Source organism: Agrobacterium sp. K11 (assembly GCF_059429395.1).
This window is the reverse complement of the sequence record NZ_JCAHRB010000011.1, coordinates 91432-115495: the sequence shown is the minus strand read 5'-3', so window position 1 is coordinate 115495 and position 24064 is coordinate 91432. Positions and strand designations below refer to the sequence as shown.

At 60.2% G+C, this 24064-nt stretch carries 21 protein-coding genes; 6 read left to right on the top strand and 15 right to left on the bottom strand.

Going from position 1 to position 24064, the window contains the following annotated elements:
* The first annotated feature begins 429 nt into the window (after positions 1-429).
* Positions 430-1500 carry a GGDEF domain-containing protein gene (locus AC5SEO_RS20400; protein ID WP_065687305.1) on the top strand — a complete coding sequence of 357 codons (1071 nt, stop codon included), beginning with the start codon at positions 430-432 and terminating at the stop codon, positions 1498-1500.
* 96 nt (positions 1501-1596) lie between these two features.
* On the opposite strand, the gene AC5SEO_RS20395 is transcribed toward AC5SEO_RS20400, so the two are convergent.
* The 3 genes from AC5SEO_RS20395 to AC5SEO_RS20385 form a co-directional block, all read right to left on the bottom strand.
* A complete protein-coding gene (locus AC5SEO_RS20395; RefSeq protein ID WP_003515570.1) occupies positions 1597-2205 on the bottom strand; it encodes a pyridoxamine 5'-phosphate oxidase family protein in 609 nt (202 codons plus the stop codon).
* A 50-nt stretch (positions 2206-2255) separates the two neighbouring features.
* Complete coding sequence (locus AC5SEO_RS20390) at positions 2256-4067, bottom strand: monovalent cation:proton antiporter-2 (CPA2) family protein (RefSeq protein ID WP_003515571.1); 1812 nt, start codon at positions 4065-4067, stop codon at positions 2256-2258.
* 222 nt (positions 4068-4289) lie between these two features.
* Positions 4290-4658: a gamma-butyrobetaine hydroxylase family protein gene (locus AC5SEO_RS20385; protein WP_003515573.1), complete on the bottom strand. Its 369-nt coding sequence runs from the start codon at positions 4656-4658 to the stop codon at positions 4290-4292.
* Between the two features lie 85 nt (positions 4659-4743).
* Here AC5SEO_RS20385 and moaA point away from each other — a divergent pair, with 85 nt between their 5' ends.
* The 5 genes from moaA (at position 4744) to mobB (ending at position 9299) form a co-directional block, all read left to right on the top strand.
* Complete coding sequence (gene moaA, locus AC5SEO_RS20380) at positions 4744-5841, top strand: GTP 3',8-cyclase MoaA (RefSeq protein WP_162736195.1); 1098 nt, start codon at positions 4744-4746, stop codon at positions 5839-5841.
* Positions 5842-5994: 153 nt separating this feature from the next.
* Positions 5995-6963 (top strand): DMT family transporter, encoded by a 969-nt coding sequence (locus AC5SEO_RS20375; protein WP_113291773.1) that lies wholly within the window; start codon positions 5995-5997, stop codon positions 6961-6963.
* A 1-nt stretch (position 6964) separates the two neighbouring features.
* Positions 6965-8164, top strand: a complete 1200-nt coding sequence (locus AC5SEO_RS20370; RefSeq protein WP_113291774.1) for a multidrug effflux MFS transporter — start codon at positions 6965-6967, stop codon at positions 8162-8164.
* Positions 8161-8787: a molybdenum cofactor guanylyltransferase MobA gene (mobA, locus tag AC5SEO_RS20365; RefSeq protein ID WP_113291775.1), complete on the top strand. Its 627-nt coding sequence runs from the start codon at positions 8161-8163 to the stop codon at positions 8785-8787. The genes AC5SEO_RS20370 and mobA overlap by 4 nt, the downstream gene beginning before the upstream one ends.
* Positions 8784-9299 (top strand): molybdopterin-guanine dinucleotide biosynthesis protein B, encoded by a 516-nt coding sequence (mobB, locus tag AC5SEO_RS20360; RefSeq protein ID WP_113291776.1) that lies wholly within the window; start codon positions 8784-8786, stop codon positions 9297-9299. Before mobA ends, mobB begins: the two co-directional genes overlap by 4 nt.
* 190 nt (positions 9300-9489) lie before the next feature.
* Here the strand turns inward: mobB and AC5SEO_RS20355 are convergent, their stop codons facing one another.
* From AC5SEO_RS20355 to argS, 12 genes are all read right to left on the bottom strand, one after another.
* The gene (locus tag AC5SEO_RS20355; RefSeq protein ID WP_019566161.1) at positions 9490-11055 is read right to left on the bottom strand and encodes a LysM peptidoglycan-binding domain-containing M23 family metallopeptidase; all 1566 of its coding nucleotides are present in this window, start codon (positions 11053-11055) and stop codon (positions 9490-9492) included.
* 345 nt (positions 11056-11400) lie between these two features.
* Entirely contained in the window at positions 11401-12042 is a 642-nt protein-coding gene (locus AC5SEO_RS20350) for a protein-L-isoaspartate(D-aspartate) O-methyltransferase (protein ID WP_029658770.1), read from the bottom strand.
* Between the two features lie 8 nt (positions 12043-12050).
* Positions 12051-12821 carry a 5'/3'-nucleotidase SurE gene (surE, locus tag AC5SEO_RS20345; RefSeq protein WP_003515592.1) on the bottom strand — a complete coding sequence of 257 codons (771 nt, stop codon included), beginning with the start codon at positions 12819-12821 and terminating at the stop codon, positions 12051-12053.
* 156 nt (positions 12822-12977) lie between these two features.
* Positions 12978-14261, bottom strand: a complete 1284-nt coding sequence (serS, locus tag AC5SEO_RS20340; RefSeq protein WP_003515594.1) for a serine--tRNA ligase — start codon at positions 14259-14261, stop codon at positions 12978-12980.
* 104 nt (positions 14262-14365) lie between these two features.
* Entirely contained in the window at positions 14366-15169 is an 804-nt protein-coding gene (gene tatC, locus AC5SEO_RS20335; RefSeq protein WP_003515595.1) for a twin-arginine translocase subunit TatC, read from the bottom strand.
* Complete coding sequence (gene tatB / locus AC5SEO_RS20330) at positions 15166-15885, bottom strand: Sec-independent protein translocase protein TatB (protein WP_038491224.1); 720 nt, start codon at positions 15883-15885, stop codon at positions 15166-15168. Before tatB ends, tatC begins: the two co-directional genes overlap by 4 nt.
* Before the next feature lie 54 nt (positions 15886-15939).
* Entirely contained in the window at positions 15940-16146 is a 207-nt protein-coding gene (locus tag AC5SEO_RS20325) for a twin-arginine translocase TatA/TatE family subunit (protein ID WP_003515599.1), read from the bottom strand.
* Between the two features lie 130 nt (positions 16147-16276).
* Positions 16277-17023, bottom strand: a complete 747-nt coding sequence (scpB, locus tag AC5SEO_RS20320; protein ID WP_019566157.1) for an SMC-Scp complex subunit ScpB — start codon at positions 17021-17023, stop codon at positions 16277-16279.
* Positions 17013-17861, bottom strand: coding sequence for a segregation and condensation protein A (locus AC5SEO_RS20315; RefSeq protein ID WP_025593638.1), 849 nt, complete (start codon positions 17859-17861; stop codon positions 17013-17015). Before AC5SEO_RS20315 ends, scpB begins: the two co-directional genes overlap by 11 nt.
* A gap of 58 nt (positions 17862-17919) precedes the next feature.
* Complete coding sequence (gene nagZ / locus AC5SEO_RS20310) at positions 17920-18936, bottom strand: beta-N-acetylhexosaminidase (RefSeq protein WP_003515605.1); 1017 nt, start codon at positions 18934-18936, stop codon at positions 17920-17922.
* A gap of 242 nt (positions 18937-19178) precedes the next feature.
* Positions 19179-22187: an SPOR domain-containing protein gene (locus AC5SEO_RS20305; RefSeq protein WP_174068391.1), complete on the bottom strand. Its 3009-nt coding sequence runs from the start codon at positions 22185-22187 to the stop codon at positions 19179-19181.
* Between the two features lie 66 nt (positions 22188-22253).
* Positions 22254-24011, bottom strand: coding sequence for an arginine--tRNA ligase (gene argS / locus AC5SEO_RS20300; protein ID WP_174068392.1), 1758 nt, complete (start codon positions 24009-24011; stop codon positions 22254-22256).
* Between the last annotated feature and the right edge of the window lie 53 nt (positions 24012-24064).

Sequence of the window (24064 nt, the reverse complement as noted above, 5' to 3'; positions counted from 1 at the left end):
TCACAGAAATGAGACGAACTGCAGCCACTCCTGTTGAGACGACGTAATAAAAACTGTAACGTTGCTGTAGCCGGACATGCGCGAAGAAGTTCGTTACTTATAAGCGGCGTCTCGCCAGATGAAAAACTCCGTGCCTCAACCATCTCCCGATTATCACCCTACGTTGTTGTGCCGAAATAAATCACCCTAAAATCACTATCGGGATTGACAGAATAAATACGAAGCTGGCACCAAGACGAGCAGTAGAAATCAAAAAACTCCGGAACTTCCTCGAAATGAGAATTACTTATAATTATCAGCTAAATAAGATAAAAATTGCCGAAGATCAAATTTCAGGGAACAAAAATTAGTTTCCCATAAATTAAGCTTTTCAAAACGGCCTACATAATAATAATCATAGTCGATAAGCAGACTCACTGGAGTTTCTTGATGAACACGGCATCCACGCCCAAATCCACGGGGCCCGACATCGCCGGGCAGATTGCCTACGCCATGCGGAGCATGGGTGTGTCGCCGATCCCGCGCAACTATAGCCTTTTTTACGAAGCCTATATTGGCTCGAACCCGGCGCTGACGAGAGATCTGGCGGCACTGGGAAACCGGGTGACGCAGGAGGATCTGGACGAATTGTCCGCGCGGTACGGGGAAGGCAATCCCATTGCCTCGATCGACGACGCGCACGAGAAGCTGCGGCGTGAACTGGAGGCACTTCTCGGAACGCTGAGGCGCGAACAGTCCTCCATCGAGAACTACAACAGAATTCTCGGCGAGACCCGTCAGCGCATTGACGACAAGACCGTATCGAGCACCAATATCCTGAAAAATGCGGTCTCGCTGCTGGCCGAGGCCACCGGCTCGAAAATCATCGATGGCGAAAAGGCGTTCAACGACGTCAACCGCCATGCCGAGGAAATGCAACAGGTGCGTCTGGAGCTGGATGAATACAAGCGCATCGCCAATACCGATTCGCTGACGCGCCTTTCCAACCGTCGCGCTTTCGATGACAGGCTGGCCTCCGTCTACAACAGCTCCATCGGCCTGCAATATACGACGCTCATCCTGCTCGACATCGACCATTTCAAGCGGATCAACGATACGTTCGGCCACCCGGTCGGCGACAAGATACTGGCCACAGTCGCCTCCGTCATCCGCGCCAATGTCCGCAAGGACGGCTTCGTCGCCAGAAGCGGCGGCGAGGAATTCGCCATCATTCTTGATGGCAACACGCCGGAAGAAGTCATGGTGATCTGTGAGCGCATCCGCCTGTCGCTGGAAAGCACACCGTTCCGCAATTCAAGATCGGGCGCCGACTACGGTACGGTGACGATCTCGATAGGCTTCGCCTCCGCCTCGCAGGCAAACAATCCGGGCGAACTTTACGGACATGCCGATATGGCACTTTACCACGCCAAGGAAACCGGCAGGAACCGTTCCGTTATTTACGAGGACGGCATGCAGAAGAACTATATCGGCAAGAACTGGCTGATTTATCGGACGTGAGAAGGATGGCGCCGGTTAGGGAGCATAGTGAATGCAGTGCTCCCTCCGCCCCCACGCCCTGTTACGTGAGCACCTGTTGCTGCGGCAAAAGACACGTCACCACATGGTCTTCGCCGCCCGAACCGCCCATTCGCGGTCATAAGTCTCCTGATCGAACTCCGCCTTGGCGGCTTTGAGCAGGCTGCCTGGTGTGGGCAGTGACGCGGGTTCCACGAAGTTGTCGGGGTTCCACAGTTCCGAACGCATCAAGGCCCTCGCGCACTGGAAATAGACCTCATCGATTTCGACCACAATGACGGTGCGCGGGTGTTTTCCGTCCATTTCGAAGCTTTGCAGCAGATCGGGTGCGACCGAAACGACAGCGCGGCCGTTGATGCGCATCGTTGTATTCGAGCCCGGGATCAGGAACATCAGCGCCACGCGTGGATCGCGGACGATGTTCAAAAGCGAATCGACGCGGTTGTTGCCGCGCCAGTCGGGCAAAAGCACCGTCCTGTCGTCGGCCACCCTTACCACACCGCCCTTGTCGCCGCGCGGCGAACAGTCCATGCCTTCCGGCCCGACAGTCGCCAGCGCCAGAAATGGCGAAGCCTCGATCATCTGCCGGTATTCGGCGGTCAGCGTGGCTGTCACCTTCGCGATAGATGCCTCGCTTGTGCCATCGTAAATGGCCTTCAATTCCTCAACCGTGCGAATGACCGTCATTGTGCGCTCCAACTCCTGCAATCAATCTGCCCCCCATAAATCAGGGCGCGTTATTCCTCTGCCGCTTCCGCTTTTTCCCGCTCCGCCCGCTCGCGCGCGGTGCGTGCAGCAACGAGGTCCGCCGGCTGGGAATTGCCGCGGATCAGCGACCGGCCCGCATAAATACCGCCGACGACTTCCATCGCGAAACGTTCCTCGTCGCGGTCGCGGAATTCCTCCACCAAGCGGGCAGCATCTTCCCGCTCCTCGCCCATGGCGCCAAGCACTTCCTCGCTAAAATTCATCGCCGATTCCAGAGTCTCGCGGATCTGGTAATCCACGCCGGCCTTCACAAGATCGATTGCGTGGCCACGGTCATAGGCACGGGCAAGAACGGGAACCAGCGGAAACTCATGCTTGACGATCTCCGCGATCCGCACAGCGGCTTCCTTGTCATCGACGCAGATCAGCACCGCACGCGCGGTGCTTGCCCCGGCGGCATGCAGGATTTCCGCGCGTGAGCCGTCGCCATAATAGACCTTGAAACCGAATTCCGCGGCATCGCGCACAAAGTCGGCATCCTTGTCGATCAGCGACAGCGTGTAGCCACGCGCGAGAAGCGGCTGGCTGACAATCTGGCCGAAACGCCCGAAACCGATCAGCAGAATGCTGCCCTCGACATTTTCCGGCACATCGAGATCATCGGTCTTGGGAACGGCCGCCGGCACCAGCCGGTCGTGCAGAATGACCATCAGCGGCGTCAGCACCATCGAGATGATGATGGTCGCCGTCAGGATGGCGTTGGCTTCGCGGTCGAGGATGCCGGCGCTGACAGCGGCGGAATAGAGCACGAAGGCGAATTCGCCACCCTGAGCCATCAACACAGCCCGCTCCAGGCTTTCGCGCCTGGTGGTGCCGAGCGCCCGCGCCACGCCGTAGATCAGCAATGCCTTGAGCAGCATGTAACCTGCGACGCTGACGACCACGAGCTGCCAGTTCGATGCGATGACGGCAAGATCGATCGCCATGCCGACGCCAAGAAAGAATAGGCCGAGCAGAATGCCGCGAAACGGCTCGATATCCGCTTCCAGCTGATGGCGGAACGACGATTCGGACAGCAGCACACCAGCCAGAAACGCGCCCATCGCCATGGAAAGACCGCTGACCTGCATCAACAGCGCCGAACCGAGCACCACCAGCAGGGCCGCGGCCGTCATTACCTCGCGCGCACCGGACGCCGCCAGCAGGCGGAAGAACGGGTTGAGAAGATAACGCCCGGCCAGAATGAGCGCGCCGACGGCGGCGAGCGCGATGCCGACGGAAATCCAGCGCTCCGAGGGTGTGACGTGCTCGCCACCAGCACCGAGGAAGGCAACGAGCGCCAGAAGCGGCACGATGGCGAGATCCTCAAACAGCAGGATGGCGATGATGCGCTGGCCCTTGAGGCTGGACATGCTGTTGCGTTCCTGCAGCATCTGCATGACGATTGCCGTGGAAGTCAGCACGAAGCCGGTACCGGCGACAAATGACATGATGAGCGGAAAGCCGAGACTGACGCCAACCATCGTCAGACCCGCCATACAGACCAGCACCTGCAGCGCGCCAAGCCCGAAAATATCCTGCCGCATGGACCACAGCCGTGACGGCTGCATTTCAAGGCCGATGATGAACAGGAACATCACCACGCCGAGTTCGGCGATATGAAGGATCGCCTGCGAATCGGAGAAGAAACCGAAGCCATATGGCCCGATCACCAGGCCGGCGGCCAGATAACCCAGCACCGAACCGAGGCCTATGCGCTTGAAAATCGGCGCGGCCACCACGCCCGCCGCCAAAAGCACGACCACCTGGGCCAGATCATTTCCGTTCGCTTCGACCGCCACACATCACCCCGTTTAAATTGATAGAACGAGGGTGTTCCCTCCCTCACTTCCTAGCGCATCAGTATGAAAATCGAAAATGATTTTACAGAAGGACGATACGCAGATTCAACGGGTTATTTGTCCATAAGGCATGCGGGCTTCAGATGCCGCTGCTCTCCTCCCCTCATTTCTGTGCTTGTCACAGGAATGAGGGTGGGGAGTATCCGCAGGCCTTGCGCCCGCCTACCGGGATAGCGGTTCCCTGCTCAAGCCCTTTTCGGCGAGCTGTCGCTCATAATCGGCAAACGATGCGTCGCCGGTCTCTCCCAGTTCCTTCAGATATCTCCAGGTAAAGATGCCGCTGTCATGGCCGTCGTCGAAGACGATGCGCACGGCATAATTGCCCGTCGCCATCATGGAGCGGATCGTCACGTTGCGCTTGCCGGGAACAGTGACCTTCTGGCCCGGCCCGTGGCCCTGCACTTCCGCGGAGGGTGAAAGCACGCGCAGCATCTCGGCACCAAGGCGATAGACGCTTCCATCATCGAAGGAAACGGTCAGTTGCCGCCGGTCTTTCGACACAAGCAGTTCAGTCGGCCAGGCATCACTCATTTTTCACTTCCGCAAGCTCGTCTTATGCGTCAGAATTACGGACTTGCCTCGCGATAGGCAAGTCACTACATCACCTGTAAAGCACATGCCCGGCAATCTTGTGCCCGGCGCATCGCGCAGTGAGGACGGAGACGTGAACAGTTTCCCCGGATCGCTCGAAAGAGCGCAGTCCCTGACGGAAAACAATGCACCGATGGTGGACCCTTTCGGCCGGTCCATAACCTATCTGCGCGTTTCCGTGACAGACCGCTGCGATTTCCGCTGTACCTACTGCATGTCCGAACACATGACCTTCCTGCCGAAGAAGGACCTTCTGACGCTGGAGGAACTCGACCGGCTCTGTTCCGTCTTCATTCAACGGGGCGTGCGCAAGCTGAGGCTGACCGGCGGCGAGCCGCTGGTGCGCAAGAACATCATGATGCTGGTGAGGAACCTCGGCCGCCATATTGGCACCGGCGCGCTGGATGAGCTGACGCTGACCACCAACGGTTCGCAGCTTGCGAAATTCGCCGCCGAACTCGCCGATTGCGGCGTGCGGCGTATCAACGTCTCGCTCGATACGCTGGACCCGCAGAAATTCCGCGAGATCACCCGCTGGGGCGATATCGACCGTGTGATGGAAGGGCTGGATGCCGCACAGGCCGCCGGCATCAAGGTCAAGCTCAATGCCGTCGCGCTGAAGGACTTCAACGAGACTGAAATTCCCGAGCTGATGCGTTTCGCCCATGGTCGCGGTATGGACCTGACTGTCATCGAGACCATGCCGATGGGCGAGATCGAGGAAGATCGTACCGATCGCTACCTGCCGCTTTCCAGGCTGCGCGCCGATCTGGAACAAAGCTTCACGCTTGTTGACAACGACTACCAGACCGGCGGCCCTGCCCGCTACGTGACGGTGAAGGAAACCGGTGGCAGGCTCGGTTTCATCACACCCATGACCCATAATTTCTGCGAAAGCTGCAACCGCGTCCGCCTCACCTGCACCGGTACGCTCTATATGTGTCTCGGGCAGGACGATGCCGCCGACCTTCGCACGGCGCTGCGCGCTTCCGACAGCGACGCCTATCTCTCGGGCGCCATAGACGAGGCCATTCTGCGTAAGCCGAAAGGGCATGATTTCATCATTGACCGCACCCACAAGCGCCCCGCTGTCGCCCGCCATATGAGTGTGACCGGCGGCTGAACCTGTTTCTCGTCCACCCACCCATTTAAGCGGTTGAAATGCCGGCTTGGCCGTGTCAGGTCTCTTGGCATGGAGGAATGCGCGGTCCCGCCCGGCGGGCGACCCCTTAGAGGAATTTGGGGTTAGGCTGCGCATGGTCTGGGACAGTATGAAATGGCATTGACGGACAATACGCGCGGCGCCCTTCTGATGGCGCTCGCCATGGCAAGCTTTACGGCCAACGACGCCCTGACGAAATCCGTCACCCCCTACATCAATACCGGCCAGATCATGTTCGTGCGCGGCATCATGACGGTGGTGCTGATCTATATTGCCGCCCGGCACTTCGGCGCGCTCCGGCCGCTGAAAACCCTGATGCGCCCCATCATCATCCTGCGCTGTCTCTGCGAAGTGACAGCCGCCGTTCTCTATCTGACGGCGCTCGGACTCATAGAATTTTCCAACGCCTCGGCCATATTGCAGTCCCTGCCGCTGATCGTCACGCTGGGTGCCGCACTGTTCCTGCGCGAGCCCGTCGGCTGGCGGCGCTGGGCGGCGATCATCGTCGGCTTCATTGGGGTGCTCGTCATCATCCGGCCCGGCCCGGAAGGCTTTACCTCAGGCGCGCTGCTGGTCGTCGCCTCGCTGGCGGTCACCGCCGCGCGTGATCTTCTGACCCGCAAGATGTATGCGGATGTCCCCTCGCTTGCCATCACCTTCGTTACCGCCTCCGTCAACATGGCGGTGGGTGGCCTGCTGATCCAGCCCTTCGGCGGCTGGCAGCCCATGAACTTCATGATCCTGTCGCATCTGGCCGGTTCTGCCGTTCTGGTGCTGGTCGGTTACCAGGCAATCATTCTGGCAATGCGAACCGGTGAAATCTCCTTCGTCGCGCCATTCCGTTACACCAGCCTGCTCTGGGGTTTCATGATCGGCGTGTTCTTCTTCAACGAAAAGATCGACAGTTTCACGATCGTCGGCGCCGTGATCGTCATCGGCTCGGGCCTCTACACCTTCTACCGTGAAAGCCTGCGCAAGCGCTCGCAGATGGCCAAGCGCTCCGCCGCAACGCCCACTGCCGCGACCACCGTGCGGCCAGCGTCCGTAACGAAAGCTGCCTTTACGGAAAAAGCGGGAGAATGACATGAAAAACACCCGCTTTCTGGATCGCACCACCCCGCCCCACATCATCACGCTCGTCGTTATCGCCGGCGTCGCGGCGCTTTGCATGAACCTGTTCCTGCCCTCGCTTGCAGCGATGGCGCTCCATTTCGAGACCGATTACGCCGTGATGCAATTTGCCGTGTCCGGCTATCTTGCCGCCACCGCCTGCCTGCAACTCCTCATCGGCCCGCTATCCGATCTTTTCGGACGCCGGCCCGTCATGCTTGCCAGCATCGCGATGATGATCGTCGCCACGCTCGTCTGCATGCTGGCGCCAGATATCACCGTCTTCATGTTCGGGCGTGTGGCGCAGGCGGCCGTCGTTTCCGGCTTCGTGCTGGCGCGCGCCATCGTGCGCGACATGGTCCCTATGGAACAGGCCGCTTCGATGATCGGCTATGTGACCATGGGCATGTCGGTGGTGCCGATGGTCGGCCCCACGGTTGGCGGTCTGCTCAACGATATCTCCGGCTGGCAATCCAGCTTTGCGCTTCTTGCCCTGCTCGGGGTCGGCATTCTGGTGCTCGCCTGGTTTGATCTCGGCGAAACCAATCACAACAGATCGGCAAGCTTCTCGCAGCAGTTCCACGCCTGGCCGGAACTTCTGCGCTCGCCGCTCTTCTGGGGATATGCGCTGACCTCGACCTTCTCGTCGGGCATGTTCTTTTCGTTTCTAGGCGGCGCACCCTTCGTCGGCAGCGTGCTTTATGGCCTTGCCCCGGCCATGCTCGGCCTGCAATTCTTCTTCATGGCCAGCGGCTACATGCTCGGCAACTTCGTCTCCGGCCGTTATGCGAGCCAGATCGGCATCACCCGCATGATGCTGTCGGGCAATGTCGTCGCCATCGCCGGCATTGTCGCAGCCATAGCGCTGATCTTCACCGGGGCGGAAAGCCCCTATGCGTTTTTCGTGCCGCTTGCGCTCATTGGTGTCGGAAACGGTGTGACCCTGCCAAGTGCCAATGCAGGCATGGTCAGCGTCCAGCCGCATCTGGCAGGCTCCGCCTCCGGTCTCGGCGGCGCCATGACCATCGGCGGCGGCGCGGCACTTTCCGTGCTTGCCTCCTCGGTTCTGTCCAAAGAGGACGGAACCTGGCCGCTTCTTCTCGTGATGCTGGCGACCGGCCTTGTCGCCCTCCTCACTACCTATATCGTAAGGCTGCAGGAAAAGCGGCAATGACGGCGCGATTTGAAATACCCGGTCTTGTGCTTGCCGGTGGCCTGTCGCGACGGATGGGCACCAACAAGGCGACCGTGATGCTGGGCGACGAACCGCTGCTTTCCCATGTCGTGCGCCGCATCGCGCCACAGGTGTCGGATGTCACCATCAATGCCGCGAATGGCTGGGCCGAAAGCTATGGCCTGCCGTTGCTGCCTGACACCGTGAACGGCCATGCCGGGCCGCTAGCCGGAGTTCTCGCCGGCATGCGGCATTTCCAGAACCATCACGTCCGGAAAAGCCACTTCCTGACAGTGCCCGCCGACAGCCCGTTCTTTCCCGAAGATCTCGTCGACCGCCTCTGCGAACACATGGCCGAAGATGCAATCGTCATCGCCGCCTCCAGCGGCCAGTTGCACCCGGTTTTCGCGCTATGGCCCGTGGCGCTCGCGGACGATCTGGAGGAATGGCTGAAGAACGATGCAAACCGGCGCATCCGCGCCTATCTTGCACGACACGTCACGATCGGTATCGCCTTCCCGCCGCTGGAAACGGCCAAGGGCAGCCTCGATCCGTTCTTCAACATCAACACGCCGGATGAACTGGCGCTCGCTCGAAGCTATCTGGAGAGCATGGAACCATGATGAGCCAAAAGGTCTTCGGTATTGCCGGCTGGAAAAACTCGGGCAAGACCGGCCTTGCGGTCCGCATCGTCACCGAGCTGACGGCGCGCGGCTATCGGATCTCGACCATCAAGCATGCCCATCATGATTTCGATATCGACAAGGTCGGCGCCGACAGCTGGCGTCACCGTCAGGCGGGCGCGCACGAGGTCACCATCGTCTCCGGCACCCGCTTTGCCATCATGCATGAATTGCGCGGCGAAGCCGAACCGTCTTTCGAGGAAATCCTCGCCCGCCTCGCCCCTTGCGATCTCGTACTGATCGAGGGTTACAAATACGAGCCGGTGCCGAAGATCGAGGCGCGACGGCTGGAAGCTGCCAAGACCGAACCGCTTGCCGGAAGCGATCCGCACATCATCGCAATTGCCGCCGATCACGCGGTGACCGACACCACTCTTCCCGTCTTCGACCTCGACGATACCGCCACGATTGCGGACTTCATCGAGAAGACGGTTGGGTTGGTGAGGGCGTAACTGCCGTTTCGGCAACCTCCTCTCCTCCGTCATCCTCGGGCTTGACCCGAGGGCCCGCAAACCGACCGCACCATGGATCCTCGGGTCAAGCCCGAGGATGACGTCTGATGTTTGAGGACGCTTGGCCTACCCCCAAAAATGAAAAAGCCGGGCGTTCGGCCCGGCTTCATCATTCCTTGAGACGCAATACCTATTCAAGGAAACCGGAGGGGTTCACCGGCGTCGCATCCTTGCGAACTTCGAAGTGAACCTGAGGACGTTTGGCGCTGCCGGTCATGCCTGACGTGGCAATGGTCTGGCCGCGCTGAACCTTCTGGCCGCGCTGCACGTCAAGATTGGCGGCGTTGCCGTAAACGGTGACCTTACCGTCGTCATGACGGACGAGAACCGTATTGCCGAGCTGCTTAAGGCCATTGCCCGCATAGATGACCACACCATTTTCGGCGGCCTTGATTGGCGTGCCTTCCGGAACGGAGATGTTGATGCCATCGTTGCGGCTGCCTTCGACGTTGTCGCCGAAATTGTTGATGACGGCGCCACGAACCGGCCAGCGATATTTGCCGATGCCCGTGGATTCCGGAGCGAGCGAGGCCATATCGGACTTCTTCTCGATATCGCCGACGCTTGCCGTTGCGGCAGGAGCGGACGGTACGGTCGCAGCTGCGGCAGGAGCCTTGTAGGGTTCCGGCTTGGCGGATGCGGTTTCCACTGCCTTGGCCGCTTCCTTTGCGGGTACGGAGGCTGTCTTGATGGCGTCGGTCGAAGCACCCGGCATGGCGAGTGTCTGGCCGACACGGATGCTTTCGGTGGAAATGCCGTTCGCGGCCTTGAGGGCTGCAACCGAAACGCCGTTTTCACGGGCGATCTTTGCCAGGCTGTCGCCCGGCTGAACCTTGTAACCACCGGCTGGCGGCATAGGCTTGCCACCGGGAGGTGTGAGCTTGCCGTTTTCAGCCGAAACCTTGTCGCGGGCAACACTCTGCGAGGGCAGCACGGCTACCTTCTGGTCTGGACCGCGCAGCGGGTTCGGCTCGTCGCCGTTGCGGTTGAGCGCAATGTCACCAGCCGCAGCCTTGGCGGCATTGCGGACCTGACCGAATTTCGGAATAAGGATCGACTGGCCAGCCTGCGCGGACGCCGCGGTTTTCAGACCGTTGACCCGCAGCAGTTCCTTTTCGGGAACGCCGTAGCGGTTGGAGATCGTCGCGATGCTTTCACCCGGACGCAGCGTTACCGAAGAGGCGCCATCCGTATGCCATCCGTTCTTGTCGGAACGGACGGTTGCGGTGGTGAGATTGTCGGCGACGGGAGCGGCAGCCTGCTGTGCAGGTGCTGCGAGAGACGGAGCGGCTGGTCGTTGTGCGGACGGGAAAGGCTGGGCCATGGCTTCGTTGCGGGTCGACGGGTCGCGGCTTGCCACCGCCGGCGGAGCCGACAGCTCGGAGCGCTGCACCGGAGAGGCCGAAGCCGAACGGGCCGTCGAAGGCTGAACGCCACCGCCGTAACCGCCGGAAGACGGATAGGAGTTGGCCGCCATGTTCTGATTGGCGTAGCCGCCCTGGGGTGCCGCAGAGGCATAACCACCGTTCATGTCGCCTTGCGGGACCGGGGCCTGCCCATAAGCACCGCCGCCCTGGCGGGCTGGAATTGACGCTGTCGTCATCCGATCCGGTCCACTGGAAAAGAGGCCGCTGAACCGCGTTGCATCCGAGCTACAGCCCGTTGCGACGCTTGCCAGCAATGCCGCTGCGAACATTTTTGCGACTGATTTTCCGATTTTAGACGAATGTCTCATACGCATAACTCGATCTACACTGACGCCAACCCGCCGCATCGAGGTCGATCCGGCACAAATTTCACTTCTTGCAAGGCCCATTTCCCGATCCCGGGAAAACCATGCGTCGATGTTTATGATTAAAGCGCGTTAGTGTTACCACGCCGTTAAAACGTTAAGCCGCTCGGCGCTTTTTTGACACTTCGATAACCATGACGAAAACGGCATGCGTCATGTCTGAACAATATTATTATGGAAAATCAGTTGGTTGTGATGATTTAGAACATTCTAAGACGAAAATTAATCGCCTTCGATATTTTCATTTTGTCACAAATGCCGGGCAATATGGCTGCCAAGCGGCAGATAGGGCGTCTCGAACAGCTCTTCCTTCTCGAAGCGGCTGCCGGTCTTGGAGAAGCGCGTCATCACGCAGCGCCCGTCTTCCAGAATGATCGGCGCGATCATCATGCCGCCGGAGACGATCTGCTCGGCGAAAAAGCGGGGCATGGTGGTAAAGGCGGCGGTGGCGACGATTCGGTCGAAGGTGCCCTCGCCCACCAGACCGTTGCTACCATCCGCCTGGCGGATGACGACATTGCGGATGGAAAGATCGTCCAGACAGTTCTGCGCCTGCTGCACCAGTGTCTTGTATCGCTCCAGCGAAAAGACCCGCTCCACCCGGCGCGCGATGATCGCCGTCATGAAACCGCTGCCGGTGCCGATTTCCAGCACGCGCTGGCCCGGCTTCAATTGCAGGCGAGCCAGGATTTTCACCGCCATGTCAGCGCCTTCCATGAAGGCGCCGCAGTCGATCGGGATTGTACGGCTGGAATAGGCATCAGCGGCGAATTGCGGCGGCACGAATCTGGAGCGCGGCGTCTGTTCCACCGCCGTCAAAAGGTCGAGATCGGAAATCCCCTCGCCCCGCAAGCGGAGAACGAGAGCGGCAAAACCTTCCTTTTCAACCATTGCGGATTTCAATCGGCGACTCCGAATCCAAGTGCTTGCGCAACCCGATCCTTGACCGTGTAATCCGTAAGGTCAAGCTTTAGCGGCGTGACCGAAATCTTGCCGTGCTTCAAAGCGTGGATATCCGTGCCCTCGCGGAAGGTGCCGAGGCGTTCGCCAAAGCGCAGCCAGTAATAAGGAAGACCACGGCCATCCTGGCGTTCTTCTACCGTCAGGCCGAAATCGAGCTTGCCCTGCCCGGTGACGGATACACCCTGCACATCATCAGGTGCACAATTGGGGAAATTGAGATTGAGGAAGGTGCCATCAGGCAATTCCACATTCATCAGCTTGCGCAGCAGATCCGGCGCATGGGTCTCGGTCACCTCCCACGGCACGACGCGGCCTTCGGAATGGCTGAAAGCCTGGCTGAGTGCGAAGGAGCGTACCCCTTGCAGCGTACCTTCAATGGCGCCGGCAATCGTGCCGGAATAGGTGACATCGTCAGCCATATTGGCACCGGCATTGACACCTGAGAGTACGAGATCGGGCTTTTCCGGCAGAACTTCACGGATGCCCATGATGACGCAATCGGTCGGCGTACCGCGCAGCGCGAAATGCTTGTCGGAAACCTTGCGCAGCCGCAGCGGCTCGGAGAGAGTAAGGGAGTGAGCAAGACCGCTCTGGTCGGTCTCGGGCGCCACGATCCAGACGTCATCGGACAGCGTGCGGGCGATACGTTCCAGCACCGCCAGCCCTTCGGCATGGATACCGTCGTCATTGGTCAGCAAAATCCGCATGTTTCTCTCTCCGCTTTTCATATCTTCCGGGACGGAGCATCCTCCCCACCGGCAGTGAGGTGTGCAGTTCTCTCAACGTCATCCTCGGGCCTGTCCCGAGGATGACGTCGGCGTAATTGGAAGATTCTCCCTCCAATAGCGCGACGCTGCGCTCCCTCAGACCGCCTTCTCGATCCGTGTCAGACCGCCCATATAGGGCAGCAGCACGTCTGGAATTGTGACGGAACCATCGTCATTCAGGTAATTTTCGAGAACCGCGATCAGGCAGCGGCCGACGGCGGTGCCGGAGCCGTTCAGCGTGTGCACGAACTTCGTCGCCTTGTCGTCCTTGCCGCGATAACGCGCATTCATGCGCCGCGCCTGGAAATCGCCGCAGACGGAGCAGGACGAAATTTCGCGGTAGGTGTTCTGGCCGGGCAACCACACTTCCAGATCGTAGGTCTTGCGCGCGCTGAAACCCATATCGCCGGTGCACAGCGTCATGGTGCGGAAATGCAGGCCAAGACGCTTCAGCACTTCTTCGGCGCAGGCCGTCATGCGCTCATGCTCGGCAACAGCACTTTCCGCGTCGGTGATGGAGACGAGTTCGCATTTCCAGAACTGGTGCTGGCGCAGCATGCCGCGTGTGTCACGGCCGGCAGAGCCAGCTTCCGAACGGAAGGACGGCGTAAGTGCCGTGAAGCGTAGCGGCAGCTTTTCCTGCTCGAGAATTTCGCCGGAGACCAGGTTGGTCAGCGTCACTTCCGCCGTCGGGATCAACCAGCGGCCATCAGTGGTCTTGAACAGATCCTCGGAAAACTTCGGCAATTGCCCGGTGCCGAACATCGCCTCATCACGCACCATCAGCGGCGAAGAGACTTCCGTGTAGCCATGTTCCGAGGTGTGCAGGTCGATCATGAACTGGCCGAGCGCCCGTTCCAGACGCGCCAGCTGGCTGGTCAGCACGGTGAAGCGCGAGCCGGAAAGCTTGGCAGCCCGCTCGAAATCCATGTAGCCGAGCGCTTCGCCAATCTCGAAGTGCTCCTTTGCTTCATGGTTCCAGCCTGGCTTCTGGCCGACCACGCGGGTCACCACATTGTCGTGTTCGTCCTTGCCGTCAGGAACATCGTCGAAAGGTATATTTGGCAGGCGCGACAGGGCGTCGTTAAGCTCGGCGGTGACCTGGCGGTCCTCCTCCTCGGCGCGCGGCATGTTCTCCTTGATGTCGGCGACTTCCGCTTTCAGCTTTTCCGCCAGCTCCATGTTCTTCTGCGCCATGGCGGCGCCGATGTCCTTGGAAGCGGCATTGCGACGCGACTGCATGTCCTGCAGGGACTGGATGACGGACCGGCGCTTTTCGTCGAGAGCGATCAGGCTGCTTGCGGCAGGCTCTGCGCCGCGCCGTGCAAGTGCTGCATCAAAGGCTTCGGGGTTTTCGCGTATCCATTTAATGTCGTGCATCGTCGTTCCAGACTATTGTTGGTCGCTCGCGTTTTATCAGCAAAACGCCGGGCGAAAGGCCCGGCGCGAGGAGATTTGATGAGCAGGAAGACCGTGGCGAAGCGTCAGGTCTCTTCCAGCTCCGTGCTTTTGGATTCCGCAGCACGTTTCCTCTCCACGAGTCGAGCCATGTAGATGGAAATCTCGTAGAGAATGATCGCAGGTAGCGCAAGACCGATCTGGGACATGGGGTCTGGCGGCGTCAGCACGGCCGCAACCACGAAGGCCATGACAATGGCGAACTTGCGCTTTTCCCGCAGCCAGTCGCTGGTCAGAATCCCGACCCGCGCCAGAAGCGTGGTGACGACAGGCAGCTGGAATACCAGGCCGAAGGACAAAACCAGCGTCATGATGAGGCTGAGATATTCCGACACCTTCGGCATCAGGGAAATCGCCACCTCACCATCTACTGGCAATTGCTGCATGGCGAGGAAGAACCACATGACCATGGGCGTGAAGAAGAAATAGACGAGCGCCGCGCCGATGAGGAAAAGGATCGGCGACGCGATCAGGAACGGCAGGAAGGCCGCGCGCTCGTTCTTGTAGAGGCCCGGCGCCACGAATTTATAGAGCTGCGAGGCAATCACCGGAAAGGAGATCACCATGGCTCCGAACATGGCAACCTTGATCTGCGTGAAGAAGAATTCCTGGGGCGCCGTATAGATCAGCGATGATTTCGCCACATCCAGCCCCGCCCAGATGACCGCCCACTTATAGGGAATGACGAGCAGGTTGAAGAGATGCTTGGCAACGGCGAAACAGGCGATGAAGGCGACGAAGAACGCGCCGAGCGACCAGATCAGCCGCGTGCGCAACTCCATGAGATGTTCGATAAGCGGCTGCGGCTTGTCCTCGATGTCCCCGCTCATGCTTCATCCTTTTTGGGCTTTGCAGCCTTGGTTCTTGCCGGTTTGGCATCCGCAACGGCAACCGCCTTCTCCGCTGCCGCTTTCCTGACAGCAACCTTTTTGGCGACAGCCTTCACGGTCGGCTTCAAGACAGCAGCTTCCTCAACAGGCGCTGCGGCAGGCTTGCTGCGGGTGGTGCGCTTCGGCTTGGCGGCAACCGCTTCGGCTTCAACGGTCGCAACAGATTTCGCACGCGTACGCTTCGGCTTTTCTTCCGCAGCAGCAACCGCAGTAACCGGCCCAGATGCAGAAGGCGTGGGAACCACCGCAGGCGCCACATCCGGAAGCTTCATCTCGGGCTCCGGCACGCTGACAAGAGGAGCCACCGGCTCACTTGTTGCAGGTGCTGCTGTCGACGACATCGCATCGGGAGCGGCTGTCGCCTTCTGGAGATCGGACTTGATTTCGTTGCCGAGCTGGCGAAGCGGGTTCATAGCATCGCGCAGCGAGTTGGTCGGGTTGAGATTGCGCACATCGGAGATCGTCTGCCGCACATCGTCCATGTCTGCCTCTTTCAAGGCCTCGTCGAACTGCGTGCGGAAATCCCCCGCCATCTTGCGAAGGCCGGCCATCGTCTTACCGAAGGCACGGATCATGGGCGGCAAGTCCTTGGGACCGACGACCACGATCAAAACGACCGCGATCACCAGAAGCTCGCTCCAACCGATATCAAACATCAAAACGCTCCCGAGACCCTAGCGCCAGTCTCAAAACAAGCAGGTTCAAGCCGCTTACTTGATCTCGTCAGCCTTGTGGTCAACAGTCTTCGCGTTGACATCGGCTGGCGGCGGAGTCTGATCTTCGTCAGCCATGCCCTTCTTGAAGCTCTTGATGCCCTTGGCGACATCGCCCATCAGTTCCGGGATCTTTCCGCGTCCGAAGAGAACGAGAACGATCACCAGCACGATCAGCCAATGCCACACACTAAAAGAACCCATAACTGAAACTCCTGAATTTCGCTTTCAGACGATGTAAGACGTTTGAAAGGCTTTTTCAAACAACAAATCGTTGCTTCAACAGGCTGTGGGCATAAAGTTTTCGTGCCTTGTCATTCGCATGAAGACGATATCAATCGTCGCCATCGCCGCCACCAGGTGCAAGCAGGCCCAACTCTTCCAGATCGAGCTGCGTGATCGGGTCTTCGTCTTCGCGCAATTCGTCGCTCATCATCGGCAAAGGCACGCCGAAATTGGAAGGAATACGGCCCGAAAGCAGGCCCGCACCCTTCAGTTCCTCAAGGCCCGGCAAGTCCCGCAATTCCTCAAGGCCGAAATGGTCGAGAAACTCCACCGTGGTGCCGATCGTCACCGGCCTGCCCGGCGTGCGCCTGCGGCCCCTGAAACGCACCCAACCCGCTTCCATCAGCACATCGAGGGTACCGCGTGAGGTTTGCACGCCACGGATTTCCTCGATTTCGGCGCGTGTCACCGGTTGATGATACGCCACAATCGCCAGAACCTCCAGCGCCGCACGCGAAAGCTTCTTAGGTTCCTTTTCCTCAGAATGGACGACGAAGGAGAGATCGCCGGCCGTGCGGAACGCCCATTGCCCGCCCACCTGCACCAGATTGACACCCCGCTCGCCATAAGCGGCCTTCAGCCCGTGGAGTATGGCAACGACATCCATGCCGCGCGGCAGCCGCTCGGCAATGAAGGCAACTGAAACCGGTTCGGCCGAGGCAAAGACCAGCGCCTCGGCAATGCGCTCGGCTTCCTTCAGCTGACGCTCGGAAAATACCGCGGGCTCGGCCCCAACCACATCCGCCGCCCCATCTGCCACGATGGCGGCTTCGCCGGTCTCGTCGTCATGCGTCATTATCAGTCCTTTCCGCATTCGGCGCGCGGTCATCTCGCTCGCTCCTGCGCATATAGATGGGCTGGAACGCGCCCTCCTGCCGGATTTGCAGCGATCCCTCGCGCACCAGCTCCAGCGAGGCGGCGAAAGCGCTGGCGATTGCCGTCACGCGCATCGCGGGGTCAGGCACATATTGCAGCAGATATTGGTCGAGCACCGTCCACTCGCCGACATCCCCGAGTAGACTGTTCAGGAGTTCCCGGGCTTCCACAAGCGACCAGACCTGCCGCTTTTCAATTGTGACCTGGGTGATGGCCTGCCTTTGCCGCAGATTGGCATACGCACTCAGGAGATCGTAGAGGTTCGCCTCGTAAGCCGAGCGGTTGATATGCGGAATATGCTCCGGCGCGCCACGGGCGAAGATATCGCGGCCAAGCTGGGCGCGGTTGACGAGGCGTTCAGCCGCCTCCCGCATCGCCTCCAGACGTTTCAGCCGAAAGGCCAGCGTCGCGGCCATTTCTTCGCCGGAGGGGCCGTCATCCTTCGCCTGCTGCGGAATGAGAAGCTTGGACTTGAGGAAGGCAAGCCAGGCCGCCATCACCAGATAGTCGGCAGCAAGCTCGATGCGCACGCGGCGGGCTGTTTCCACGAATTGCAGATATTGCTCGGCAAGCGCCAGGACCGAAATGCGCGACAGATCGACCTTCTGCGTGCGGGCAAGGTGTAGCAACAGATCGAGCGGGCCTTCGAAACCCGCGACATCGATCACCAGCCCGGCCTCGCCCGTCAGCCGCTCCGGCGTCACATCCTGCCAGAGCTTGTCCATAGGCGTTGAAGTACGAGACTTGTCTGCTGCCATTGTTCCATCCGCCGGGCGTCCGGCCTGTCGTCCCGAGTACCGGGCCGCCGCCCGATTGTCAGGAAACGGCCCACATGGCGTTGAATTCGGCTCTCAGTTCAGCTTCGTCGGAGGCATCAGTGGCGGGAAAACCCGCTTCCACGGCCCGCACCCGCTCCAGCGAACGGCCGGAAAGAACGGGAACCTCCTTCACGACCTCAAGCATTTCACCCATCACGCCGTTGCAATGCAAGACTATATCGCAGCCACCCGCAACAATATTCGCGGCACGCTGGCCAAGCGTGCCCTTCAGCGCATTCATGGAACTGTCGTCGGACATCAACAGACCGTCAAAGCCGATTCGCCCACGAATGATCTCCTCGATCACCTTTGGCGAGGTCGTTGCCGGACGCTCCCGATCGACGGCGTTGAACACCAGATGCGCGCTCATCGCCATCAATTCACGGTTCAGCGCGCGGAATGGCACAAAATCATGGGCGTCCAGCTCGTCCAGCGGCACATCGACAACAGGCAATTCATGGTGCGAATCCACCATGCCGCGACCGTGGCCCGGCATGTGTTTCATGACAGGCAACATGCCGCCCGCCTTGAGACCGTCAGCCGCCGCCTGCCCCATCTCCGCCACCATGGTCGGGCTGTAGCCATAGGCCCGGTTGCCAATGACGTTGCTGGCGCCTTCCACAGGCACGTCGAGCACCGGCAGGCAATCGATATTGATGCCGAATTTCATGAGATCGAAGGCATGCAGACGCGACATCAACCACGCCGCGCGCAGGCCTTCCTCCCGGTCACGCTCGTATATCTCGCCAAGAATGCGGGCATTCGGATAGGCTTGCAAAAGCGGCGGCTTGATGCGCTGAACGCGCCCGCCTTCCTGATCGATCAGAACCGGGGCATCCGGCCGCGCGACGGCATCGCGCATTGAGGCGACGAGATCGGTAATCTGTTGCGCATCACCGATATTGCGCCCGAACAGGATGAAACCCCAGGGCCGCTCATTGCGGTAAAGGGCAATCTCGTCAGCGGAAAGCGTAAGCCCGCCGCATCCGAGGATCATAGCTTTGCAATCGGTCATGATGTCACGCTCACAGAATGGGGAAATGGCCTTATACCGCAAGGCGTCGGGGATAAGTCGACAACCCCTCCGCCGTCATGCTCGGGCCTTTCCCGAGCATCTGCAACCGACCGGTTGGCGAAACGTTGGCAGATCCTCGGCACGGGGCCGAGGATGACGTCGAATGTGAGGAAAGCCTTTCCCCACTGCGAGGGCTGCCTTAGACGGCAGCCCCAATCTTCACTCAACCGGATCAGCCGCTATCAGCGCGCCACCAGGCAGCTGCCGCCAGCTGCGCGGAACTTTTCGCACAGCGCCACGGCTTCGTTCTTGTCGCCTGCCGGGATGCGGACTCGGTAGAACGTGCCCTTGCCGGCGATCTCAGCGGCCTTGATGTCGACGCCCCGACCAGAAATGACCGAACCGAACTTGGCCGACATGTTATGGTAGGACTTCTGTGCCTCCGCCTGGCTCGGCAGGGACGCGATCTGGATGTAATAACCACCCGAAGACGGCGCGCTCGTTGCTGCAGGCATGGCGGCGGCTGTCTGCTGCTGTGCAGCCTGCGGCTGGGCCGGAGCAGTTGCAGCAGGACGGACGTTGCCCTGATTGGTCACCGTTGCCACCACATTGGAAGGCTGTGCGGACGGACGCGCCGAAGGAACGGGCGCAGCCGACTGCGAGGCCGGTGTGGAGGACGCGGCTGGCGTATTGGCCTGCGGGTGTTCAGGCGCAACCGGAACACGCGAAGCGGCGATGACGGCGGGAGCGCCCTCACCCGGCTTGGCTGCCTGCGGTGCAGCAAGCTCCGCGACCTTGTCTGCCTTCGGTGGCTGGGCAGCAGGCGCATCGACTTCCTGTGCAACCAGCGTACCATCAGGCTTGACGATCATGGTGCGGACCTTGCGCGGCGAAACGCCCGTCGCACCGGCACCTTCGTTCTGGCTGGCCTTTTCTTCCGGCGAAAGCAGGCGCGGATCTTCAGTCTCGCCAACCGGCGTGCCGGTGGCTTCCATGTCCGCGTCGTTTTCACCTTCCAGCGGCAGCTGTTCGGGTATCAGCGTACGCTGGACCACATCGACAGGCTTTTCGTTGCTGGAGATCAGCGCCGGTTGCTTCGGATCGGCAGCGCTACCACCGGCCACGCGGTCGTAAACCGCCTTGTCCTGGTTGGGCACGACGCGGCCACCCGGATTTTCCGGCACCACCTTCATCGGGTCGTTATCGGCGGAAATGATGACCGGCGCGCCATTGGAGCCCGCACCGGACGAACCGTCCGACATCAGCGCGTAAACACCACCACCAACAAGCACCAGACCGATTGCTGCGGCAACCGGCATGATCCAGCGGCGACCGCCGCGTTCTTCTTCTTCGCGATAGGCCGGCTGATGGTCGACGTAGGTATTCTCGGTATCGCGCGGCGCATTGCCGCGCGAGGCAGCAGCCTCCTGCATGGAGCGGCGGAAATCTTCTTCCAGCGCCCGCTCAAATTCGTCGACCTCCTCCGGACCCTGCGCCTGAGGACGCGCCTGCGGGGCAGCAGCCCGGTTTTCCGCATGTTTGTGACGGTCAAGACCACCGGCAACCGCCGGGGCAAACAGCGTTGCGAGCTCGGTGTCGATATCGAGGTCTTCTTCGTGACGACGGGCGACAGGCTTGGGTTCGAAAACGCCGACCGGCAATTCCGGCACGTCCATCTCGGTAATATTTTCCGGATGTTCTTCCGTCTCACCGATCTGCGAGGGATCGAAAGGCAGGCTTTCCAGCGTTTGTGGTGCAACCGGCTGCGGTGCGGCTGCAACCGGACGCGGCTGAACCGGAGGGGCGGCCACCGGAATTGCAGCAACCGGGGCCGGGCGCGGCTGAGGTGCTGGCTGTTCCCGCACCGGCTGCGGCGCGGCGGCAGCAACCGCTACCGGAGCGACCGGCTGCTGGCGAACGGGCTGCGGCACAGGCGCAGGTGCGACTTCCGCTGCAGCGATTTCGGACAGGTCGAGGTCAAGATCGAGATCATCAAGCGCAAGCTCGAAATCATCGTCGTTGAAACCTGCGAAATCCCCAAGGTCCGGCTCCTGAACGGGCGGCGCTGTTACGGCCGGGGCTGCCTTTACAGGGGCTGCGGCAACCGGTGCCGTGGCAACCAAAGGCGGCTCCACTCTTGCAGCCGGAACGATAGGCGCAGCCTGTGCGATGGGGGCATCCTGAACGACAGGCTCTTCGCCGCGTCCGGGAATGGAATATTTCGCAACGCCGTAGATCAGCTCGTCCATCGGCGAAAGATTTGTTTCAACCGGCTTTTCTGCAACCGAAGGCGCAAAGGTCGGTGCGGTTTCTTCCGCCTGAACGAAGACGGGCTCAGGCGCCGGAACTGGTTCGGCCTGTGGCTCGATCCGGGCTGCAGGCAGCGCTTCGGCCCTCGGCTCGATCCGCTTGGGATCACCTGCCGCAACATCGCGGCGCGCGCCGAAATTGGCAAGAGGCAGACGCAGGCTGGAAAATTCCAGCGAAGAACGGCCACCATGCGAAGGCGGACGCACGGAAATCGGCGCCGGCGCTTCGGCGACGGCGATCTCTACCTCATCCGCAAGATCGAAAGCCTGCGGCTCAGGCGCATGGCTCTGATCGGAATGCGCAATATTGCTCGAAACATCGGCCGGAAGCTCAGGCATAGCGTGCCAGGTGCTTTGAGCCGGCTCGACAGCCTGCGGCTCTTCCCATGCAGCCTGCTGGTAAACCACCGGCTCGGCAGGGCGCGACTGGCGCGAATGCACATCGAAAACCTCGGCAACCGCACCGGCATCATCACGGAAATCCGCGCGGATGTCCTGCGTCGACGTCTCGACGTAATTGTGAATGTAGGCCTGATCGGCCTCGGGAAGTGGCTCCTGGCTCACTTCGGGTGCGGGGCTTGCCTCGAACACGGGTTCGTCCGCTGGCGCAAGCTCAGGCTCGCGCCGGGCGAAAACCGATTCGACGCGCTGCATGAAGTCGCTGGGGTGGATGCCCGCACGCACATCGTTTGCCGGGTCAAGAACGACCGGATCGGCATGCGGCGCATCGTAAACCTCGAACTCTCGAAGCAGCTCGTCTTCGAGATTGAATTCGGGTTCGCGGCGGGTTGCCGCAGAGCCGGCGCGTGGCGCAGCTTCGGAACCCGCATGCGAAGGACGCTCATCGAAACCGACGATACGCGCCAGTTCTGCCAGAGGATCGTTGTCAGCGAACCCTTCAGACCGGGCGTCCCGGTTATACGCGACATTTTTTTCGACCATTACGTGTTCCACCATCTACGCATTGCAGCTCTTGCCAGCGTATTGTGAGCAAATAATGGTGATATGTTATCGCATCTCGTCAGGCGCGTCCGCTCCTAAAAGCGTAAGACCAGACTTCAAAACATTCGCGACAGCATTCACCAGCCCGAGTCTGGCAATGCTCAATTCTCGGTTTTTATCGTTAATAAAACGTAATTCCTGATGGTCTTTACCTTTGTTCCAGTGTCCATGGAAGGAACTGGCGAGATCGTAGAGGTAAAAAGCAAGCCTGTGCGGCTCGTGCGCAAGGGCTGCGGATTCGATCAGGCGCGGGTACTCAGCAAGCTTTGCAACCAGCTGCAACTCGTTGATATCGCTAATCAAAGCAACGGAAGACGACATGTCGTCCTGCGAGAGCGCAAGACCCGGAAACGCTTCCTGCGCCTGGCGGAAGATGGACATGCAACGGGCATGCGCATATTGCACGTAAAAGACCGGATTATCCTTCGATTGTTCGGTCACTTTCGCAAAATCGAAGTCCAGCGGCTCGGAATTCTTCCGATAGAGCATCATGAATCGCACGGGATCGCGACCTACTTCGTCCACCACATCGCGCAGCGTGACGAAATCGCCTGAGCGTTTCGACATCTTCACCGGCTCGCCATCGCGATACAGCTTCACGAGCTGGCACAGAAGAACCGTCAGCTTCGACTTGCCTTCCGAGACGGCGCGCGCAACCGCTTCAAGCCGCTTCACATAGCCGCCGTGGTCGGCGCCGAGCACATAGATCATCTCGGAAAAACCGCGATCGAACTTGTTCTTGAAATAGGCAACGTCGGCGGCAAAATAGGTGTAGGAACCGTCCGACTTCATCAGCGCGCGGTCCATGTCGTCGCCCACCTCGGTGGAACGGAACAGCGTCTGCTCGCGGTCTTCCCAGTCTTCCGGCAACTCGCCCTTCGGCGGCGGCAGGGTGCCCTTGTAGACGTGGCCCTTGAAGGTGAGATTGTTGATGGCCGACAGAATGGGTCCGCCATTGCCCTCATGCAGCGTGCGCTCCGAGAAGAACACGTCGTGCTTGACGTTCAGCGTCTCCAGATCCTCACGGATCATCACCATCATTGCGGCGATCGCCTTGTCCTTGACGATAGGTAGCCACTTTTCCTCGGGCATGGCGCGCAGCTTGATGCCATATTCATCCGCCAGCGCCTGGCCGACTGGAACGAGATAGTCACCGGGGTAGAAGCCCGACGGAATGGCGCCGATATCTTCGCCAAGCGCCTCGCGGTAACGCAGGAAGACCGAACGCGCGAGCACGTCGATCTGCGAGCCGGCGTCGTTGATGTAATATTCCTTGGTCACGCCATAACCGGCGAAGGCGAGCAGGTTCGCCAGCGTGTCACCCACGACAGCACCACGGCAATGGCCGACATGCATAGGACCGGTGGGGTTGGCGGAGACATATTCGACGTTGATCTTCCGGCCCGTGCCGATCTTCGAGCGGCCGAAATCGATGCCCTGCCCGATCATGTCGGCAAGAAGACGCTGCCAGTAACCGACAGAGACCTTGAGATTGATGAAGCCGGGACCGGCGACGTTGACGCTATCGACATCGCCATCGGCCTGAAGTGCTGGCACGATGAGTTCGGCCAGCGCCCGGGGATTGGTGCCGAGCGGCTTCGCCAACACCATAGCGGCATTGGTTGCGACATCGCCATGGCTCAGATCGCGCGGGGATTCGACCGTAATTCGACTGAAATCGACCTTTTCGCGGTTCTCTTTCACGAGATCGAGAGTCTCGAGCGCGTTTTTGATCCTGGTATCGAAATCGGCAAAAATGTTCATCGTTCCAACCTGCGCGAAGGGCTTCTGTTCATGTCCGGCCATCATAACCGGGT